Origin of the sequence: Tautonia rosea (genome assembly GCF_012958305.1) — a bacterium.
In the GTDB taxonomy this organism is placed as follows: domain Bacteria; phylum Planctomycetota; class Planctomycetia; order Isosphaerales; family Isosphaeraceae; genus Tautonia; species Tautonia rosea.
The window spans coordinates 315813-334717 of sequence record NZ_JABBYO010000002.1; the positions used below are offsets into that span (position 1 = coordinate 315813).

General features: G+C 64.6%; 19 protein-coding genes, 1 other RNA gene and 1 pseudogene. 14 read left to right on the forward strand and 7 right to left on the reverse strand.

Features of this window, described 5'->3' with window-relative positions:
* Nucleotides 1–697: 697 nt before the first annotated feature.
* Together HG800_RS04095 and HG800_RS04100 are read right to left on the reverse strand one after the other, a co-directional pair.
* The gene (locus HG800_RS04095; protein ID WP_169974024.1) at nucleotides 698–1072 is read right to left on the reverse strand and encodes a hypothetical protein; all 375 of its coding nucleotides are present in this window, start codon (nucleotides 1070–1072) and stop codon (nucleotides 698–700) included.
* Between the two features lie 727 nt (nucleotides 1073–1799).
* On the reverse strand, nucleotides 1800–2528 hold the full coding sequence (locus tag HG800_RS04100; RefSeq protein WP_169974026.1) for a helix-turn-helix domain-containing protein: 729 nt from the start codon (nucleotides 2526–2528) through the stop codon (nucleotides 1800–1802).
* 219 nt (nucleotides 2529–2747) lie between these two features.
* On the opposite strand from HG800_RS04100, the gene HG800_RS04105 reads away from it, so the two are divergent.
* The 10 genes and pseudogenes from HG800_RS04105 to HG800_RS28380 form a co-directional block, all read left to right on the forward strand.
* A complete protein-coding gene (locus HG800_RS04105; RefSeq protein WP_169974028.1) occupies nucleotides 2748–3563 on the forward strand; it encodes a ParB/RepB/Spo0J family partition protein in 816 nt (271 codons plus the stop codon).
* Nucleotides 3564–3577: 14 nt separating this feature from the next.
* Nucleotides 3578–5059 (forward strand): type IV secretory system conjugative DNA transfer family protein, encoded by a 1482-nt coding sequence (locus HG800_RS04110; RefSeq protein WP_169974030.1) that lies wholly within the window; start codon nucleotides 3578–3580, stop codon nucleotides 5057–5059.
* Nucleotides 5060–5130: 71 nt separating this feature from the next.
* Nucleotides 5131–5715 carry a hypothetical protein gene (locus HG800_RS04115; RefSeq protein ID WP_169974032.1) on the forward strand — a complete coding sequence of 195 codons (585 nt, stop codon included), beginning with the start codon at nucleotides 5131–5133 and terminating at the stop codon, nucleotides 5713–5715.
* Between the two features lie 15 nt (nucleotides 5716–5730).
* On the forward strand, nucleotides 5731–6030 hold the full coding sequence (locus HG800_RS04120) for a hypothetical protein (protein WP_169974034.1): 300 nt from the start codon (nucleotides 5731–5733) through the stop codon (nucleotides 6028–6030).
* A 175-nt stretch (nucleotides 6031–6205) separates the two neighbouring features.
* Complete coding sequence (locus HG800_RS04125; protein WP_169974036.1) at nucleotides 6206–7303, forward strand: hypothetical protein; 1098 nt, start codon at nucleotides 6206–6208, stop codon at nucleotides 7301–7303.
* Nucleotides 7300–8175, forward strand: a complete 876-nt coding sequence (locus HG800_RS04130; RefSeq protein ID WP_169974038.1) for a hypothetical protein — start codon at nucleotides 7300–7302, stop codon at nucleotides 8173–8175. The genes HG800_RS04125 and HG800_RS04130 overlap by 4 nt, the downstream gene beginning before the upstream one ends.
* Nucleotides 8176–8249: 74 nt before the next feature.
* Entirely contained in the window at nucleotides 8250–8432 is a 183-nt protein-coding gene (locus tag HG800_RS04135; protein WP_169974040.1) for a hypothetical protein, read from the forward strand.
* Between the two features lies 1 nt (nucleotide 8433).
* Entirely contained in the window at nucleotides 8434–8766 is a 333-nt protein-coding gene (locus HG800_RS04140; RefSeq protein ID WP_169974042.1) for a hypothetical protein, read from the forward strand.
* Nucleotides 8763–8954, forward strand: a complete 192-nt coding sequence (locus HG800_RS04145) for a helix-turn-helix transcriptional regulator (RefSeq protein ID WP_169974044.1) — start codon at nucleotides 8763–8765, stop codon at nucleotides 8952–8954. The genes HG800_RS04140 and HG800_RS04145 overlap by 4 nt, the downstream gene beginning before the upstream one ends.
* Nucleotides 8955–9529: 575 nt before the next feature.
* Nucleotides 9530–10039 (forward strand): annotated as a pseudogene (locus tag HG800_RS28380) (tyrosine-type recombinase/integrase); the annotation flags it as partial.
* Between the two features lie 286 nt (nucleotides 10040–10325).
* On the opposite strand, the gene ssrA reads toward HG800_RS28380, so the two are convergent.
* The 5 genes from ssrA to HG800_RS04175 form a co-directional block, all read right to left on the reverse strand.
* Nucleotides 10326–10695: a transfer-messenger RNA gene (gene ssrA / locus HG800_RS04155) on the reverse strand.
* A gap of 146 nt (nucleotides 10696–10841) precedes the next feature.
* Entirely contained in the window at nucleotides 10842–11864 is a 1023-nt protein-coding gene (locus HG800_RS04160; RefSeq protein WP_169974046.1) for a DUF1559 domain-containing protein, read from the reverse strand.
* A gap of 322 nt (nucleotides 11865–12186) precedes the next feature.
* Nucleotides 12187–13260, reverse strand: coding sequence for a DHH family phosphoesterase (locus tag HG800_RS04165; RefSeq protein WP_169974048.1), 1074 nt, complete (start codon nucleotides 13258–13260; stop codon nucleotides 12187–12189).
* Nucleotides 13261–13400: 140 nt separating this feature from the next.
* Entirely contained in the window at nucleotides 13401–14009 is a 609-nt protein-coding gene (locus HG800_RS04170; protein WP_169974050.1) for a DUF4149 domain-containing protein, read from the reverse strand.
* 52 nt (nucleotides 14010–14061) lie between these two features.
* Nucleotides 14062–14838 carry an SDR family NAD(P)-dependent oxidoreductase gene (locus HG800_RS04175; protein ID WP_169974052.1) on the reverse strand — a complete coding sequence of 259 codons (777 nt, stop codon included), beginning with the start codon at nucleotides 14836–14838 and terminating at the stop codon, nucleotides 14062–14064.
* Between the two features lie 99 nt (nucleotides 14839–14937).
* Between HG800_RS04175 and HG800_RS04180 the strand changes: the two genes are divergently transcribed.
* The 4 genes from HG800_RS04180 (at nucleotide 14938) to HG800_RS04195 (ending at nucleotide 18508) form a co-directional block, all read left to right on the forward strand.
* Nucleotides 14938–15468, forward strand: a complete 531-nt coding sequence (locus HG800_RS04180) for a dUTP diphosphatase (protein ID WP_169974054.1) — start codon at nucleotides 14938–14940, stop codon at nucleotides 15466–15468.
* Between the two features lie 135 nt (nucleotides 15469–15603).
* Nucleotides 15604–16272, forward strand: a complete 669-nt coding sequence (gene ruvA, locus HG800_RS04185; RefSeq protein ID WP_169974056.1) for a Holliday junction branch migration protein RuvA — start codon at nucleotides 15604–15606, stop codon at nucleotides 16270–16272.
* A gap of 45 nt (nucleotides 16273–16317) precedes the next feature.
* Complete coding sequence (gene ruvB / locus HG800_RS04190) at nucleotides 16318–17418, forward strand: Holliday junction branch migration DNA helicase RuvB (RefSeq protein WP_169974058.1); 1101 nt, start codon at nucleotides 16318–16320, stop codon at nucleotides 17416–17418.
* Between the two features lie 85 nt (nucleotides 17419–17503).
* Nucleotides 17504–18508: a YihY/virulence factor BrkB family protein gene (locus tag HG800_RS04195; protein ID WP_169974060.1), complete on the forward strand. Its 1005-nt coding sequence runs from the start codon at nucleotides 17504–17506 to the stop codon at nucleotides 18506–18508.
* Nucleotides 18509–18905 lie beyond the last annotated feature (397 nt).

Consider the following 18905-nt stretch of genomic DNA (forward strand, 5'->3'; position numbering starts at 1 on the left):
AGATAACGTCCTTTATCTTTCATTTGTATTGAGCGGCACACGTCTTCGCGTTTCAGGTCAGCGGCTCAGGTGAAGAACGTCGCGGAACTCACAGTCATAAGACGAACGGGCCGTTATCATCTCCGGGCACACCGGACGAGGTCGCTCACATCCTTCCATTCGTTGTCATGGACGCCGTCACTGAAGCGGATCACCCGCGCTCTTTGGAAGGAAAATTCAGAGGAAGACCAGTATTTTTGACCGCCTAGCAGGAAGTTGCCGATGGGCCGCCCGGTTGACCCACATCACGTAGAGCTCGCCATGGTCGGGCAGGTGCCGGTTACGTGCCGGCGTTGAAGGAGCTATCCGCCGAGTGCAGGAACGCGGATTGCTCTTGCCCGTATTGCAGGCTGCTATGGCGTTGGGAGAGTTGGTTGTGCACTCGGCCAGTCGCAGTATTCGTGTAGCGGTGCCATAAGCAGTATTCCACGGTGGCGTCTGGCGGATGCCCGAGGCGCTGGTGATGGTCACCGATGCGGTAAGCCGAGGGATGTGGAACCGGGCGTGCCTGAGCTCGCGCCGCCGGTGACCGGCGTTGGTCTTGATGGGCGAGATGGCCGTGTTTTTTGCGTGCTATTGGGCGATGGCCTCGAGGTGACCCTCGATTTGCTTTTTCGTTTATTTAGATTCCGCTGAACAGGGCTAACTCCCCGATTGGTTACAGGTACAGTGCATGGGTTATCAATATCTCGGCTTCTTGCTGTTGGATCACCAGGGGGTAGGCCTGGATCTGTTGGATTACCAGAGGGTAGGCCTGGATTTGTTGGATCACCAGAGGAGCCATCTCGACTTCGTTGACCTGTTGTATTACCAGAGGGTAGGCCTGGATTTGCTGGATCACCAGACGATGTTGCCGGCAACTCTCCACGGCACGCTGGGTCCAAGTGGTTGGAGCATGCCACACAAAGTGATTGGCCATCTGGGTAATATTCTCTTTTCGTTCCCCGCGGACAATCAGGTCTTTCTCCACGGCAGTTGGGGTTTTCACATGGAACACAACTGCGGCCGGTTCTTGCGCTACGATCCGGTACATCTTTCGTTCCGGTCGGACAAACACATACCCAACGATTCCTCCCCTCCCGTCCTCCCGCCTGTATCCTTACTCTCCCAGTTCCGCCACACTCAGTGTTCTCGCCTGGCGCTGCGCAATGACCCATCTGATTACGCGTCTCGCCTTCAGCGCACTTATTTATACAGTTGACAAAGGTGTATGACCTTGGCGTGCCATAGATCCTGTGAACTCTCCTGCGTGCAACGGGCTCCTGACCTGCCGGGCACGAGCAATTAGCTGGGTCACTAGGCCCTGAAGCAGGACAAACCCCGCAATACGGTTTGGTACTAGGATTGCCGTCCGGATCGAACAGCTCCACGCCCGGGGTTGCTCTATCGCAAGCATGGGAAATGCCAGATATAAATGTAATGCATAATGCAAGAGCAATCGATCTTACCAGCATATTTCCCTCGCCATATCCATTACAAAACCAAACCTGTATTTGTGTGTTATAAAAATCACATCATATTATAATACACGTGAAACATAATGATAGCAAGTTCTTAATATGCATATTCCGCTCGTTCATAGTATGCAAAACGACGTCTGATCCATAAAGGACTTTCTGGCCATCATCTTAATCATAGGCGACCCCACTAGAGGAGACGTAATATGGTATTGCGTCACGCAAACATAAAATTAATATAATGTAATTATTAAACAATCGATTAACTAGACAGGTAAAATTTAATAAAATGCATGAGATCTCTCAAACCGGTCTTCTCGATCGTGCCAGGCTGGCCACCCGCATCGACCACCTGTCACTCGCGGCATCGCGCGTCACGGTGAATCGCGTCCCCTTCCCGTCGCGACCCCAGAGCGTCACGGCATGCGAGCCCGCCCGCCCGCCGTCGACCCACTCCCGGAGTCGAGTGACCATGAGCAGCTGGCGATTCACCTCCATCCTGCTCCCGCCGACGAGGCCCGTCAGGGCCCCGCTGATATCCGCACCGATCCCCTCGTAGCTCGGCACGACCAGTCCATCGATGCCCAGGCCGCCCAGCCGCATCCCGCAATACATCCGGACCAGCCTCCTCCCATCCTGCTCCTCGGTGAAGCGGAGGTCGATCTCGACGCTCCCCTCGCGCACGTCGCCCACTTGCACCTCACCCTTCACCATAGTCAGCCTCCCGACGAGGGCCTCGAGGAAGCTGGCCAGCCCGTCCGCCTCGTCGAAGTCCTCGTAGGGGATGTGGAGCCTGACCGTGATCTCGATCCCGCCGAGCCTCCGGGGCGGTCCTTCGGAGTCCCCGGCGACCTGCCCATCCTCGATCAGGTCGCCCACGCCGACGCCGAGCGCATTCGCAAGGCTCGCGATGGTGTGCAGGTAGACAAACCTGCCACCCTCGCAGTTCTCGATCGTCCTCCGCGATCGCCTCGCCTCCCTCGCCAGGTCGGCGACCCTCCATCCCTTCCGGGCCCGCAGCGACTTCAGCACATCCGTCTTGACCCGGTATCGGCCCCGATTCCCGGCCGCCCGATTTTCCTCCTCCACGGACCTTGCCCTCCTCATCGGGTGCGGGATTGAGCCCAGCTTTCGGCCAGTTTTCGGGCAGCGTGCGGTGCCTGTAACCCCTGTTCCTACTAGGATTTCCGTGGCGGTCGCGGCGTCATGGGGCGTCGCCCGTCGACCCGGACACTCCCGGAGAGACAGCCGATGACGATCGAACAGATCGCGGAAATCCCCCTGGCGGAGATCGAGCTGGTCCCGCTGCTGCGCAAGTCCATCGACGAGGAGAGGCTGGAGGGCCTCATGCAGTCGATCCGCGAGGTCGGGCTGCTCTACCCGCCCCGGCTCACACGCCGGGGGGAGAAGTACCTGCCGGCCGACGGCTATCACCGCATTGTCGCACTGATGAAGCTCGGCAGGAAGTCCATCCCGGCCCTCGTCGAGGAGGAGCCCCTCGGCGAGGGGGAGATGATCCGCAAGGGCCTGGTCGCCAACGCGCACCGGGTGGAGAACACGCCCCTGGAGAAGGCCGAGGCGATCGACAGGCTGATGGGGCTGACCGGCTGGAACGCCTCGACGGTCGCCGAGAAGCTCGGCTTCTCCAACGCCACCGTCTCCCGGCTGCTCTCCCTGCTGGAGCTCCCCGAGCCGATCCGCGAGCAGGTCCACCGCGGCGACATCTCCCTGAGCGCCGCGAGCGAGCTTGCCCGCGTGGAGGACCCGGGCGCTCAGGCGAGCCTGGCCGCCGACGTCGCCTCGGGCCGCCTGACGCGCGACGCGCTGAGCGGCTCCCTCAGGTCGCGGCGGAGGAAACCCACGCCGGGCGGGGTCGCGGCGGCGGGCCCCTCGCGCATCACGGCGCGTCTTGGGGGCGGGCGCACGGTCTCCGTCGTCGGGGGTGGGATCGACCTCGAGGCGTTCATCGAGGCCCTGGAGGAGGTCCTGGCCAAGGCCCGCAAGGCGAGGACCCAGGGCATCGAGGCCGCCACCTTCGCCAAGATGCTCAAGGACCAGGCGGGGTGACGGGGGGCTGGCGCATGTGGCGAAGACGATCGCCGACGCCGGTGGCTCGGCGGCCCTGGGACCTCTCCGAGACGCTCCTGGACCTCTCCGAATCAGACCCGTGGACGATCGGGGACGCCTGCGAGGGGACGCTCGTGCTGGGCGCGACCGGCAGCGGCAAGTCCTCGGGGAGTGGCCGGGCGCTGGCGCTGGCCTTCCTCCGGGCCGGGTTCGGGGGCCTGGTGCTCACGGCCAAGCCCGACGAGCGGGCCGTCTGGGAGTCTTACTGCCGCGAGGCCGGGCGGGAGGGCGACCTGCTCGCCTTCGGGCCGGGCAGGCCCCTGAGGTTCAACTTCATCGACCACGAGCTCCGGAGGCGCGGCGTCGGGGCGGGCCTCACCGAGAACATCGTCAATCTGCTCTCGACGGTGCTGGAGGTCGCCGAGCGCGGCGGCGGCGGCGGAGGCGGGCGCGAAGACGAGGGGTACTGGAGGCGGGCGATGCGGCAGCTGATGCGGAACCTGGTCGACCTGCTGGTCCTCTCCGGCGGCGGGCTCTCGATCCCGGACCTGTACAGGCTGGTCGTGTCCGCCCCGACGTCCCCCGGGCAGGCCGTCTCGCCCGAGTGGAAGCGGGAGTCGTTCTGCTACTCCTGCCTCAAGCGGGCCGACGAGCGGGACAAGACGCCGGGGCAGCGCAGCGACTACGAGATCGTGGCGGACTACCTGATGCTCGAGTACCCGGCCCTCTCGGAGAAGACACGCTCGGTCATCGTCTCGACCTTCACCAGCATGATCGACGTCCTCAACCGGGGCATCCTCCGGGAGCTCTTCTGCGGCGAGACGAACGTGGGCCCCGAGGTCGTCGAGTCGGGCAAGGTGCTGGTGATCGACCTGCCCGTCAAGGAGTTCGCCGAGGTGGGCGCCTTCGCGCAGGTGCTCTGGAAGTATGTCTTCCAGCGCTCGATCGAGCGGCGCGACGCGGCCTCGAGCCCGCGGCCGGCCTTCTTCTGGGCCGACGAGGCCCAGAACTTCGTGACCTCCTATGACATGCAGTTCCAGACGACGGCCCGCAGCTCCCGCGTGGCGACGGTGCTGCTGAGCCAGAACCTGCCGAACTTCTACGCGGCGCTCGGCGGCGGCGAGCGGGGCAAGGCGGAGGCCGACTCCCTGCTGGCCAACCTCAACACCAAGATCTTCCACGCCAACGGCGACCCGGCCACCAACGAGTGGGCGTCGTCGCTGGTCGGCCGGACCCGTCAGTTCTTCCTCAACGGCGGCAACAGCTACCAGGCGGGCGACCCTTTCGGCTTCCCCCGGTTGCGCCCGCCGCCCACGGTCAGCGCCGGCATGTCCGAGTCATACGAGTTCGACCTGCAGCCGAGCGTCTTCACGTCGCTCCGTCGGGGCGGGTATGCCCACGGCGGAGAGGTGGACGGGATCGTCTTCCAGGGCGGCAGGCGGTTCCGCTGGAACGGCCGGTCGTGGCTCCGACGGACCTTCCGGCAGGGCCCTTGACCCCCCCCAACCGGACCGGGCAATCATGCGATCGACGAATCGGACTTCTCGAGTGGATCGGAGGTGCACCATTGAACGGAACGGATCCCCAGTCGGCCCAGGACGGCCGGCCGACGTTCGCGGAGCTCATGATCATCCCGCGCGTGCTCGCCTTCACGGTCGAGGTCTTCCTGCACACCCGGATGGGGGTGCGATACGCGGGCGCCCAGAGCGTGGCGGCCCTGATCCTGCTGTTGTTCTACGCGGCGATGTGGCAGGAGCACGACCCCGCCCCGATGCTGGCCTTCATGGCGCTGTTCTTCGCGATGTGCGTGAGGAACCGGTTCGAGGTCCTCCGGAATTACGGCAAGCTGCCCCGCAGCCACTCGCGGTACTCGGGGTACCCCCGGCTGATGCGCTGGGTGACGCGGAAGAGCGAGACCGAGGTCAAGCAGGTCGACGAGCCGCTCCTCGTCCTCCTCCTGGGTTTCCTCCTCAGCCCGCTCAGCGTGCCCCTGGGCGTCTACCTGATGCTCGCCTCCGGCAGCCTGGCGCTGTCGGTGCTGACGACCACCCTCATCGAGCGGGAGGAGATGCTCGACCTGAACGACCTGCTGCTCGAGTACAAGGAACGCGCGGAACGGTTCCGCCGGCTGAGGGACGACGACGAGATCTGACGACGAGGAGCGACGATGTCCCGAGACGACGCGAATCCCAAGTTGGGCGCCGGGCACGCCTCGGCCATGTGGCGGCAGGGGCTCCGCGAGCTGCGTGCCGCCGTGTATCCCGAGTCGAACGCGGCCCAGCCGCCCGAGTATGGCATCTACGGCACCAAGACCCCGGGCGAGGTCGCCCAGGACCGGCGGACCGCCGCCCGCGACCCCGAGGACGAGCGGGGCGACGGGCAGGCCTCCGCCCTGGAGGCCCGGGAGCGGCAGGCGGAGGCCCGGTCCGCCTCCGAGCCCCGGGACAGGGGGCCCGATCGCGGCTGATCGGTCCCGAACCGACGCATGAACACCCCGGCGGTGCCCATCGGGATCCGCCGGTATTTCGGACGATCCCCGTCCGGCGGGAGGCCCGCGGGACGGGGAGGCGTGGAAGGTCCGCGCACCGGGCGCGGGCGGGACGCGACCCCATCGGAAGATCCCCAATCCAGGAGACGGAACCATGTCGAGATTCAAGAGTCAGATCGCGGGGCTGGCGCGGCGAAGGCCGGCCTCCCTCACCCTCGGAGTCCTGTGCGGCCTGGCCCTCACCGCGGCGGCCCACCATTTCGTGCTGCGTCACGACCCGATCCGGCTCCGGGCATGGTGGCAGGTCGCCCCCCGGCTGCAGCAGGCCGAGGAGGAGACGCGGGGGGAAGTCGAGGCCGCGACGGGCGAGGTCGAGCGGTTCCTCGACGACCGGGCGGCGCACGCGCGGGCCTTCGCCTCGGACGTCCTCTCCCTGCGCGGGAAGTGGGCCTACCTCTCCGACTACTTCCACAAAGGCACCCACGAGGAGTACATCGCGGGGTGCTTCGAGCGCCACCTGTTCCGGGGCGACGAGCTTCGTGCCGTGGTCGAGTCCTCCATCGCCCGGTATGTCACCGAGGTGCAGGGCGCGGAGAATCGGCTCCTGGTCGACCTCCGCGCCGACCTGGCCGACGACGCGATCGCCGGCGACGGCTACCTCCCCGCCCTGGACAGCGAGGAGGCGTTCCGGGCGCAGTACGAGGCGATGCTCGAGCGCATCCTGCCCGTCGTCTCCCGCGACGTCGGGGTGACCGTCACGCGCGAGATGGCGGCGTTCGTGGGCTCGGAGATCGCGGCCCGGATCCTGGCGGACCTCGGCGTCTCGCTGGCGACCCGGATGGGCGTCTCGGGCGGCATCCTGGGGGCCGGAGCCTCCTCCGGGGCGGTGACCTTCGGGGTCGGCCTGGTCGCCGCCATCCTCGTCGACATGGCCCTCGATTGGGTGATCCGGAAGGCCGGATACGACCCGGAGGGGGAGATCGCCGCCAAGGTGCAAGAGTCGCTCGAACGGCTGGGGACGCTGATCCTCGAAGGCGATGCGCTCGAGTGGTCGCGCTACAGGGATGCCAGGTGGGGCGCCCGCCTGTCCTGGGACGCGGCGGAGCGCGAGGCGGCCCGGGAGTCGGCCCGGTCCATCGAGGCGGGCGGCGGCCTGGGCCTCCGACACCAGCTGCGACGCGTCGACGACCTGCGATCCCGGCTGCGAAAGGCCGCGCTCCGGGGCCTGATCCTGGAAGGGGGTGCGCAGTGAGGAGCCTCCGATACCTGGCGATCGCCGCGGCCCTGGCCGCGATCCCGGCGGGGCAGGCCCACGCCGACCTGAGGGCGAAGGCGGCCCGCGAGGCCGCGGAATACGTCGTGAAGAAGTTCGGCCGCGCGGCGGCCCGCGAGGGGACCGAGACGCTGGCGGGGCGGATCGCCTCCGCCGGCGCGAAGCACGGCGACGACGCCATCGCGGCCGTGCGCCGGGTCGGGCCGAAGGCGTTGACCCTGGCCGACGAGGCCGGAGAGATGGCCCCGGACGCCTACCGACTGCTCGCCAGGCATGGCGAGGACGCGGCCGTCTGGGTGCTCGGACGCCCCGGGGGCAGGCGCCTGTTCGCCGCGTACGGCGACGACGCCGCCGAGGCGCTCGTCCGCCACAAGGGTCTGGCGGAGCCGGTGATCGAGCGGCTCGGCGGGCCCGCCGTGAAGGCCCTGTCCACCGTCTCGCCCCGGGGCGGGCGGCGGCTCGCGATGATGGCCGACGGGGGGGACCTCGCCGCCATCGGCCGCGGGGACGAGCTGATGGCCGTGATCGCCCGCCACGGCGACCCGGCGATGGAGTTCATCTGGCGCAACAAGGGGGCCCTCGCGGTCGGGACAACCCTCGCCGCCTTCCTCGCCAAGCCCGAGGCGTTCCTGGACGGGACGAACCGGCTGGCCGGGACGGTGGCGGAGACCGCCGTCCGGCCCCTGGCCGAGGAGACCGCCCGGGGCCTCTCGCTGGCGATCCGGGGGCTGATCGTCCTGGCCGTCCTCGTCCCCGCGGGCGGGTTCTACCTGGCGGCCCGGCACCCCCGGGCCGCCGCGGGGATCGCCCAGGCGATGATCGAGTTGATGCCGGCGAGACGACGCCGATGAGCGGGATCCCCAAGTCATTCGTTAAGCGACCCCGGGCGGGCCGTCGGAGTCCGCCCATCACCGAGGAGCCGACCATGTTCGTCGAATGCGAATCGGCCGACCCGGCCGTGCATCGCCTCTGCGTCCGCATCGCCCGCCGCTGCGCCTTCGTCATCCAGGCGGTGTTGCGCGAGGAGGAGCGGATCGAGGCGACGCGGGAGTTCTACCGCATCTGCCGCGAGGAACTGGACAAGCCCGAACCCGTGCGGGAGGTGTGAGATGCCCGAAGGACGAGACCACATGCCCGGCCGGCTGGAGCGGCTGCTCGAGGAATGGGCGGCGGACGAGGCCGCCGGGCGGGCCCGCGAACTCGGCGAGGAGGCCGCCGCGACCCATGACGCCCGGATGGCCGAGGCCTGTCGCCTCCTGGCCGAGGAGCCGGGTCTTTCTCCCCCCGACCCGCCGCCGGTCGGCCCGGGGGAGCTCGATCGGATCGTCGGCGAGCTGGAGCGGGGGTGGCGCGAGGCGGCCCCGCCTGGGAGCACGCTGGGGCGGACGCTCTCCCGGCAGCCCGCGACGCCGAAGGAGCCGGGCGAAGGGAGGGACCGATGAGCACAGACACGGCGCCGCGGCTGATCACCGCCGGGGAGCTGGCGGAGCTGATGCGGGTCAGCGAACGCACCCTCTGGCGGCTCCTGTCCGCCGGCAAGCTGCCCGAGCCGGTGCGGATCGGGCGCAGCACGCGCTGGCGGCTGGAGGAGGTCGCCGCCTGGATCGAGCGCGGGTGCCCCGAGGACTGACCTGGCGCGGCCCGGATGCTGAACGTAGAATCAGGGGGCGGTAGACCGCCCCCGCTTCTTCACTAGGAGACGGCCCGATGGCCTCGATCTTCAAGCTGAGCCGGGACAAGGGGAAGAAGAACCGGCCCTACTACATCCAGTATTTCGACCACGAAGGCAGGCGGGTCACGGCCAAGGGGTTCACCGACAAGGGCCTGACCGAGCAGCTCGCCGCCAAGCTCGAGAACGAGGCCATGCTCCGCAAGCGGGGGATGATCGACCCCGCCCAGGAGCGGCTGCTGGCCGTCCAGCAGTCGCCGATCGAGGGCCACCTCGAGGCCTTCGACCGCTCGCTCGCCAACAACACGGCCAAGCACCGGCGGCTGACCATGACCCGCGTCCGCCGGGTGGTCGAGGGCTGCGGCTTCCGCACCCTCGCCGAGCTGGACGGGGAGAAGGTGGTCGGGTGGCTGAACGCCGCCCGCGAGGCCGAGGATCTGGGGGCCAGGACGTACAACCACTACCTCCAGGCGGCCGACGCCTTCGGCCGGTGGCTGGCGGCGACGAAGCGGCTGCCGGCGAACCCGCTGGTCGGCATGGAGCGGCTGAACGCCGAGACCGACGTCCGGCACCGGCGGCGCGCGCTCTCGACCGAGGAGGTCTCCCGCCTGGTCGAGTCGGCCCGATCCGGGGGCGAGACGATCCAGGGCTATGACGGGGAGACCCGGGCGCGGGCCTACCTCGTCAGCTTCTTCACCGGCCTGAGGCGGCAGGAGATCGGCAGCCTGACGCCGCGCTCGTTCCGGCTCGACGAGGCCCAGCCGACCGTCACGGTCGAGGCGGCCTGCTCGAAGCACCGCCGTCGGGACGTGCTGCCGCTGCACCCCGAGCTTGCATCATTGGTGCGCGAGTGGGTGCGGGACCTGGCCCCGGACGAGCCCCTCTTCCCGCGGATCGAGCGGAAGAAGACCTGGCTGATGGTCAAGAAGGACCTGGAGCGGGCGGGCATCCCGTACGAGACGCACGAGGGGATCGCCGACTTCCACGCCGCCGGGCGGCACAGTCACATCACTGGGCTGGTCCGCTCGGGCGCCTCGATCATGGAGGCGAAGGAGCTGGCCCGGCACGCCGACATCCGTCAGACGGCGAAGTACACCCACATCGGCATGGAGGACCGGGCGGAGGCCCTGGGCAACCTCCCCTCGCCGCTCCCATCGGTTGCCGGGTGTCTGCACTATGTCTGCAATCGGGGCGGCGCTCCGGGGCACGAGCTGTCGCCGGGTGTCGGCGACGCCGGAGGGGGCGACGACCCGGAAAACGAACAAGCCCCGGCGGGGCCGGGGCTTGCGTCGTCTTCTGGCGTAACCTGTCGCCAGGTGGCAGGTTACAGCGAAGTGGAGGCGGCGGGAATTGCACCCGCGTCCCGAGATCCGTCAGTGAAGGCGTCTACATGCGTAGTCGTTTCTTGAATTGTCGGCCTTGGAGCCCCAAACGACAGGGTCTCGTTCGGCTTAGCCCATCATGAGTTTAACTTGATTCTCAACGGGCGGTTGAATCAAGCGAGCCCACTGTATCGACGTCGGCCATGACCCGTGGACGAAGTCATGACGCAACGCAGCGTACCGCGGTCAGGCGGCGAGGCTGTAGGAACCAACAGTGTTGTTGGCAGCTAATGTTTTGATCGGCTTTTTACGAGGCCAGCCGACCAACCTCGGCATGCAGCCAGACACCTCAGCAATCCGGTCGAACCTAGATCGCCCCCGATTTTTCAAAGAGCGTTAAGACCTGAATGCCTCAACCCTTTTCTATTATCCGGGGCCTTGAGCCGAGGTCAAGGTGCCCTGATCGAATTCCTTCTGATCGCGAAGCGGATCGAATCGCCGGTCAACCCGCGACCGAGTCCGTCTCTCAATAATCGTCTGCGCTAAGCACCTCACCGCCCCGAATCGTACCCAGTCCCCGCCAGACGAGGCCATCGACGGTTTCTTTGATGAATCGGACGGAACCATCACCGAGAAGGGCATTGACCCCACCAGGGTGCCAGGAGCGGCTGGTGATTGCGGCGAAGGTCGGTCCCCCTCGGACTTCGCGTTGGCCATTGATATCGAGGTCATGCTGGCCATCACTGCTCATGATCCGCCGGTTGGGGGGCCAGGCGGTGGTGAAGCCCGTTTGATGGACATGGCCATCGACCCATTCTGTGTGTCCACTAGAGTGCAGGTTCCCGCATGAACCACTGTATTCAGGAACCAGGGACAGAGGATCGGTGTTCGGAAGGTAGCTGCCGTTTGCATCGTTAACGCCTGTCAGGCCGCCACAATCTCGATAGTAGCGTTGATAGGTCTTGACCTCAGAAGCCATGATCGTCTGGGTCAGTCCGTCCCGAAATGCGGAGATCGGTCGACTGCGATTCACAGAAAATGCGGCTCGATTCTCCGCGCCCTGAAAGCCTCCCCAGACGTACCAATCACCCATCGCGAACCCATAATTTGTCGTCCCTGCCAGGCCGAAACTGTGGGTCGAGACCTCGGTGTTGACCTCGCTCGGGCAGAGGAAAACCTCGAGCATTTGCGCTGTGACCGTCAGGTTCTGTGGGTGGGAATACGACGTGGCAAAGTTAATCGCGTCGAACATCGGTCCCTGCTCCATGTAGGGCAGGATTCGCCCATGAACGCTCCAGCCGCCGAACCAGGACACAGAGTTCCCCGTTCCCGCGAGGATCAAGGCAGGCGGAAATACTCCGTTGACCCCTTCATAGTTGTGGAGACCGAGACCCAGTTGCTTCAAGTTGTTCGAGCACTTCATGCGCCGGGCCGCCTCTCGGGCACTTTGCACAGCCGGCAGAAGCAGGGCAATCAAGACCCCGATAATCGCAATTACCACCAACAATTCGATCAGTGTAAAGCCTGTGCGAGTCCGTCGGCCGAACATCAAGGGGGGCCTCTTCAGGGAAGGAAAAGGGAGGAGGGATATTGAGACTCTGTCTCAGACCTGGGTCCACTTACACTGACACTCGGACGCGTCTCTGTCAACGGGGTCGAATTCAAGACCCCTTCGACGCTGCGACGACCGAGACTCAATTCAGACTCGGTCAATTCAGACTCGAAGGCGGCTCGCGGTAATTCGGTTACCCAGGCGCGAAGTTTCCTCACGAACGCCTTCGTCTTGAGGCCTCACGAAGTGGGAGCTCCGGGAGCGAGCCGCCATCGTATTGCGTTCGATCAAACGTTCAGAAGCGGGGTGTGCCCGAGGATCAGGGGATCTGGATGACGGGGCAGGTCTGAAGCAGCCGGCGGCCAGAGGCATCCGTGAGATGAAGCTGATCGAGCAATCGCTGGCGAAGAAGGCGGAGCAGGGCGTTCATGGCGTCAGGACTGTGGTCGCTCAGAGGAATGGCGCCGCCGGCCCGTTTGTCGTGACCACCTGCGGTTCCCAGACCATCGACGACCATCCTGAGCATCTCTCCGCTATGGGCGTTCAGCGTGTCGGTGCGGGCAGAGAGTCGGAGCTGGTCGCGAAACTGGCCAATCGCAACGACCCAGTGGGCCTGGTCGAACCGGATGAAGAAGTCGGCCAGCTCGGCAATGATGTCGGGTTGAGGAACCTCACCGCACCAACAAAACAAAAGATCATCATACAAAAATGCGTTTGCAAGGGCATGCTGGGCGGTTGCGAAATAGCTTTCGGGCAGTCTGGGGTTTCGGATGCGGGCCATCAAATCTTTGTCGGCTCGGGGAAAGAGCCAAACCAATGCACCATCGTCGGTGGGACCAGCTTCCCGGGGATAGCCGACGCTTTCCGACTCGATCCCGTAGAACAAGGCGGTAGCGAGCCGTTCGGTGAGAGGAACCCCCTGTTCAAGCAGGTAGCTGGTCACCATGGTCGAGGTCGCCCCCATCTCCGGGCGAATGTCTCGGAAGACGACGCCGTCGAGGTCGCCCCCCGTTTCATGATGGTCCAGCACGGCGGTGGGAGTGATCGACTCGCTTGCTCGGCGTCCGGTGTGCGGCTGGGTATCGACCATAATCACAGCCACCTCAGGACCCCTTGGCGCATCGTCCACGGGCACCAGGGGGATGTCGAGGTACTCGACCATGGCCCGGTTCTCAGCCCTGGCGAGCATCCCGTCGAGGGTGAGCGTCACCTCCGCGTCAGGCCGTCGGTGTTCGAGCAGGGCTCGGAGTCCGAGCATCGAGGCCAGGGCATCGGGGTCGGGATTTACATGCGAGACGAGCACGATGCGCCGGTAAGGCTCAAGCGCCTCGATCAGACGATCGGACCGAATGCGGCGGGTCACACTGGGACGGGTGGAAGGTTCGGCCTTCATCGCGGGAACATCCCCGGCACGTCGGAGGCCGGTTCGAGACGCATCTCGGCGATCGGCCCTGGAAGTAACGCTTCCTGTTGAGTCTACGTTGGCGGGCCTCGGGAATTCCAGAACCCGCTGATGAGAACCGAAACGCTGACTCATGGGTCGTTCGTCTGTTCGGGGGAGGGGTTTGGGACTATCTGTTCTCGATCCCATCGTTCCGAACGCTCTTGCCATCGCTCGACACTTCGCCGGGCCCGCTCAGTGGGGGTCGGTTCGGAAACCCCTGGCCCTCGGGGGTCGGGCCGAAACGCGTGGGCACCGAGCAGGACAACCCCCACCAGGAGCATCAACCCATTGAGCCAAACGCTTCGCAGATGAAGTTGATCGAATCGGTTCGACTGCTCGGGGCCGGCATCTCGGGCTGCATTGATCTGGGGAGTCAGGACATTGCCACAATAAAAGTTAATCAATACCCCTGAGAGGATGAGAACAATCTGGACCAGGGCCCAGGTCCCTCGATATTCCGGACGGACCAGGACGCCACTGGTGAAGGAGGCCAGGGCGAGAATCGCGCTGGTCGCTCCCCAGGCGTAATATCGCGGAAAGATCGCCCGGACGAATCGAGCGGCCTGACTGGCGTCCAGAACCTTGAAGATGATCGGTGCAATTCCGAACGAGAAAAACAGGATGGCCCCAAGCCAGGCCGTCATGCTCAGCAAGAAGATGGAATCAAGAACCATCAGGAGCGTTCTGGAATCGATCACGACTGCCGACTCAACAGGGGAGAAGCTCGAACGGGATTGGCCCAAAAACGAATTATCCACCACTGCTGGCCCGAGGGGGAGGAGTCCCCGCGCCGAGGCCGCCATCCACGCCCCAGACCTGTCCCGTCACCCAGCTTGTCTGCGGACCGAGCAGGAAGGCCGCCACTGCGGCCGGTTCTTCGGGCTGACCGACCCGGCCGAGTGGGTGCATCGCGGCGCTGAACTTCCGGGACGCCTCGTTCTGGAGTAATGAGGCAGTCAACCCCGTCTCGGTCAATCCCGGCGCAACAGCGTTGAAGCGAATGTTCGATCGAGCGTACGAGACGGCCCCCGCCCGGACCAGGCCCTCGATTCCTGCCTTGGCCGCCGCAATTCCTTCATGGTTGTTGATGCCTTGCTTAACCGCCACCGTGCTGAACAGGACGATCGAGCCGGAATTCTGCGACCGCATGGGCTTCAGTGCCGCCTTGACGGCGAGGAAAGCAGTTCGCAGATTCACGTGAACCGCCTGATCAAACTCCTCCAGCCGCAGCAGGTGAAGCGGCTTGATCACGACCGAACCAATGCAGTGGGCCAGGCCATCGAGCCGTCCGAACTGTTCGACCGCAGCAGAAACGGCCCGATCGAGATCTTCGGCGTTGCCCGAATCTCCGGCCACTGCCAAAGCCACGTTCTCTCCCCCCAGATCGTCGGCAAGACGCTGCAGCCGGTCTTGGTTGCGGGCAAACAGGACAACCCGGTCTCCTCGATCGACGAGCATCCGGGCCAGGGCCGAGCCGATGCCGCCGGATCCTCCCGTGATCAGTACGGTTTGCGATTCGGCCATCATACGCATCTCCTGGGAAGTTGCATGTCGGTATCCGGTCGTGTCGATGAATGAGAAGGTGTTGTAGACCCAGCCTCCGGTCGGTCAACCCGACCGGCCTTGATGCTCGATGACGGAGGTCTCCGCGTGCAACTCCGGGTCCGTCGCCTGCTCGACCGTGCCATCCTTCCCTCACGTCATCATCCCCGAGATGCCGGGCTCGACCTTTTTGCGATCGATGACGTGGTGATCCGCCCCGGTCAGGTGCTCAAGGTCCCGACCGGCATCGCCATCCAGCCCGACTCGATTCCGGGAGGTCCCGAGGCCCTCGTCTCCCTCGTCTGGGACAAGAGCGGCCGGGCCTCCTCGGGCCTGAAAACGATGGGAGGGGTGATCGACGAACCCTACACGGGGGAATTACTGATCGTCGTCACCAACCTCAACCACGGTCCGGTCTTCGAGGCCGTGGCCCAGGGGAATGTTCCGGCTGTCAACCGAGCGCTCGAAGCCGCGACCATCCGCATTCCTTACGGGAAGGCGATCGCCCAGTTGCTCCTCCAGACGGTTCGCCTGGCCGATCCGATCGAGGTTGATGAACTCGACGCCACCGATCGCGGTGACCGAGGCTTTGGATCGAGCGACCTCCCGAGATGATTCGGACATCTGCTTCCCGTCGGAAGAAACCGAGCAGGACGCACTTGTCGTGACGATCCGGATCGGGCATGATGGTGTACAAATTGTACGATTGGTGGGTCTGGACCCTCGACCGAGCAAGGCGGGCGAATCGCAATGATTACGCAGATCCGGGGTAGATTGCGGTCGGTGGCCGAGGAGTCCTGCATCCTCGTGGTCGAACCTTTCCTGGACCTCGAAGTACTCATCCCCGAGTATGCCCGCCGGCAGCTCCAGGCAAAGCTGGAGGAGCCGGTGGTCCTGCACACGGTCTTCGACATTGAAGGGAACCAGATGTCGGGCCGGATGCGGCCGAGGCTCATCGGCTTCCTGTCTCCCGTCGATCGCGAGTTTTTCGACGTCTTCTGCTCGGTCGATGGGGTCGGCGTGCGCAAGGCTCTGAGGGCGATGGTCCGGCCTGTGCGAGAGCTGGCGAGGATGATCCAGGACCAGGACGTTCGCACGCTGGCGACCTTTCCCGGCATTGGCGAGGCGACGGCCGAGCGAATCGTCGCCAAGCTCCGGCGCAAGGTGAGCAAGTTTGCCCTGATGGTCGGACCCGCAGCCGATGATCCCTCTGCCGTCGGCCCACAGGAATCCAATGGCGAGGTTTCGAACGCCGAACCCGACGTGATCCGAGACACCTATCACGCCTTGCTCTCGGTGGGTCACTCTGAGGCCCAGGCCCGTCACCTGATCGACCAGGTCCTTTCCGGTAAGAAAAAGTACAAGACGGTCGATGCCATGCTCATGGCCATCTACCAGAACGAGACCCCCGGAACCTGACCCTGGATCTCCGACGCGATGACTCATAAGGGAAGGAGCGGATTGATGAGTGCAAGGGAGCCGATCATCACCGGCGGAGGGCCTCCTGACGACGACGCCCCCCGCCATCGCGAGGTCCGAGACGACCGCGTTCCCGCTCCGGTCGAAGGGATGGACGAGAAGCTCCGCCCGCAGTCCCTTCGGGAAGTGATCGGTCAGCGATCGGTGGCCGAGCGGCTCTCGATCGCCCTCGAAGCCGCTCGGAAACGCGGCGAGCCCTTGCCTCATATTCTGTTCGACGGGCCTCCCGGTCTGGGCAAGACGACCTTCGCTACCGTTCTGCATAATGAGCTGGGGGTGGAGTTGGCCATGACCAGCGGCCCGGCGCTGGCCAAGAACGCCGACATCTTGCCGTACTTGACCAATGCCTCGGCCGGATCGATCCTCTTTATCGACGAGATCCACCGGCTTCCTCGGGTGGTTGAGGAGTTCATCTACCCGGTGATGGAAGACTTTCGGGTCGATATCGTCCTGGGCGAAGGTATGAATGCCAGGACGGTCAACCTTCCCCTGAAGAAGTTTACGATCATCGGGGCCACGACCCGGAGCGGGATGCTCTCCGGCCCCTTGCGAGACCGCTTTCATCTGCATGAGCATCTGGAGTTTTACGACGTTGAGGACCTGGCGAGGATTGTCGCCATCAATGCCGGGAAACTCCGGACCACCATCACCCCTGATGCCGCCGAGGAACTTGCCCGGCGCAGCCGAGGAACCCCAAGGCTGGCCAATGCCCGGCTCCGATGGGTCCGGGATTTCGCAGTGGCCCGCGCCGATGGTCAGATCACCCGGCCGATCGCCGTCGATGCGCTCGACATGCAAGAGGTGGACGTCGAGGGGCTCGATCGGCAGGATCGTCGCTACATCGAGACGCTTATCCGGGTCTTCCGGGGCGGTCCGACCGGTGTCGAGGCCCTGGCTGCGACCATGAACATTGCCATCGACACCCTGACCGACGAGGTTGAGCCGTTTCTGCTTCGTCGCGAATTCATCGTCCGGACTCCCCGAGGGCGTCGAGCCACCGAGAGTGCGTACGAGCACCTGGGGCTTGAGGCTCCCGAGCCCGATCCACCATTCGACCTGATCGATCAGCCTCGGCTGTTTGAATAACAGGGTGATTCCAGTGTTGGTCCCGAAGTTGCTCGGCTTCTCCTCTCAAGACGTGTTCCGCGGAAACGACTGAGGAGGGAGGGCGGTGAGTTTGTTCCCAGTTCGATTACGGTCTGCGTTCCATCTGGGTGGCTTGACACTGAGGCAACTGGTGTCGCGGACCTGGTGTCAGATGTCCAAAAACTCCCTGATGAGCCGGGCGGCTGCTGTTGCCTTCTACGCCATGCTCGCCCTCGTTCCCTTCCTGGCCTTGATCCTGACGCTAACCGTCAAGGCGCTACCGGACCTCTCGGAAACTCGCTTTTCGCAGGGAGAAAATCTGGGAATTCAGGCGGTCTCGGAATTCGAGCGGACTTTGGAGCAATCGTTCCCTTCCGAAGCGGTCAAATTGATCGAGGGACAGATCGAGCAGATCCAGGACCAGGGGCGGGTTGATCTGCTCTCCTTTGGCTTGCTGGTGACAATCTGGCTATCCTCGGCGTTGTTTCTTGAAATCATGGACTCGCTCAATGCGGTGCACGGGGTTTCCGAATCGAGACCGATCTGGAAACTCAGGCTCCAGGCGATCGCCTTGACCCTGGTTCAGGCCACCATTCTGATTGCCGCCCTGGTGTCGATTGTCGCCTGGCCGCAGATCATTGAGGCAATTGGTCTGGGCAGCGGGCCGGCCTTCCTCGTTTCCACGGTGAGGTGGCTGCTGATCGTGATGATGCTGTTGATCAGCTTTGCCATGGCCTTCTACTTCGGACCTGACGCCGACACGCGATGGGAGTGGATTACTCCGGGCAGCCTTCTCGGCACGATGGTCTTTGTGATCGCCACGATCGGGTTCCGAACCTATGTCCAGAATTTCGCCAACTATAATGAAACCTATGGGACCCTGGGCGGAGTGATGGTGTTGATGTTCTGGTTCTGGATCTCGGCCCTCGTCTTGCTTGTCTCCGCTCAGGTGAATCGGGTCATCGAAGACGCCTCTCCGGTCGGGAAGAAAACCGGCCAACGAGTCGATCCCACCTCGCCGCCCGACCTCGAACAGCTTGAGCCTCAACCTGCCCTCGATCCTGACGATCGTGAGCGAGCTCGGCGATGATTCCCACTCGATCGCGTCAAGGCGAATGATTCCCGAGACCCAACGACCCCGGACCTGCTTCTCGAATCCTCGGCCTTCACGGTGGTCGACTTTTTCCACGACTGATCGACGCGGCATGAATGGAGGTCCTTTCCGTCGCGCTGGTTGCCGGGCTCGATTGGGGAGAGACGAATGAATGCGCGGCTCGGTGCGCTCCCGGTAATTGTCGATCACCCTTACTGTGTTTGAGGTTACGGTGAGGATGGGTATTTGTTTCGTGATCTGCTCTCGTCGCATGAGGGATTGACGGGGCGCGGCCTGGTGCGCTCGGGTGCGCACTCTGGTGCGCTGGTTCTCGCAGACGGAGAAATGTGGAAAGGCGTTCTTTAATCAGGAGTTGTGTCGATGAGCTTCGGTT

What these genes read in the sequence shown, in the direction of transcription:
- HG800_RS04095 (WP_169974024.1), bottom strand. Translation starts at nt 1,072, where the DNA reads ATGTACCGGATCGTAGCGCAAGAACCGGCCGCAGTTGTGTTCCATGTG.
- HG800_RS04105 (WP_169974028.1), top strand. Translation starts at nt 2,748, where the DNA reads ATGACGATCGAACAGATCGCGGAAATCCCCCTGGCGGAGATCGAGCTG.
- HG800_RS04110 (WP_169974030.1), top strand. Translation starts at nt 3,578, where the DNA reads ATGTGGCGAAGACGATCGCCGACGCCGGTGGCTCGGCGGCCCTGGGAC.
- HG800_RS04120 (WP_169974034.1), top strand. Translation starts at nt 5,731, where the DNA reads ATGTCCCGAGACGACGCGAATCCCAAGTTGGGCGCCGGGCACGCCTCG.
- HG800_RS04125 (WP_169974036.1), top strand. Translation starts at nt 6,206, where the DNA reads ATGTCGAGATTCAAGAGTCAGATCGCGGGGCTGGCGCGGCGAAGGCCG.
- HG800_RS04135 (WP_169974040.1), top strand. Translation starts at nt 8,250, where the DNA reads ATGTTCGTCGAATGCGAATCGGCCGACCCGGCCGTGCATCGCCTCTGC.
- HG800_RS04140 (WP_169974042.1), top strand. Translation starts at nt 8,434, where the DNA reads ATGCCCGAAGGACGAGACCACATGCCCGGCCGGCTGGAGCGGCTGCTC.
- HG800_RS04145 (WP_169974044.1), top strand. Translation starts at nt 8,763, where the DNA reads ATGAGCACAGACACGGCGCCGCGGCTGATCACCGCCGGGGAGCTGGCG.
- HG800_RS04160 (WP_169974046.1), bottom strand. Translation starts at nt 11,864, where the DNA reads ATGTTCGGCCGACGGACTCGCACAGGCTTTACACTGATCGAATTGTTG.
- HG800_RS04165 (WP_169974048.1), bottom strand. Translation starts at nt 13,260, where the DNA reads ATGAAGGCCGAACCTTCCACCCGTCCCAGTGTGACCCGCCGCATTCGG.
- HG800_RS04175 (WP_169974052.1), bottom strand. Translation starts at nt 14,838, where the DNA reads ATGATGGCCGAATCGCAAACCGTACTGATCACGGGAGGATCCGGCGGC.
- HG800_RS04180 (WP_169974054.1), top strand. Translation starts at nt 14,938, where the DNA reads ATGCTCGATGACGGAGGTCTCCGCGTGCAACTCCGGGTCCGTCGCCTG.
- ruvA (WP_169974056.1), top strand. Translation starts at nt 15,604, where the DNA reads ATGATTACGCAGATCCGGGGTAGATTGCGGTCGGTGGCCGAGGAGTCC.
- ruvB (WP_169974058.1), top strand. Translation starts at nt 16,318, where the DNA reads ATGAGTGCAAGGGAGCCGATCATCACCGGCGGAGGGCCTCCTGACGAC.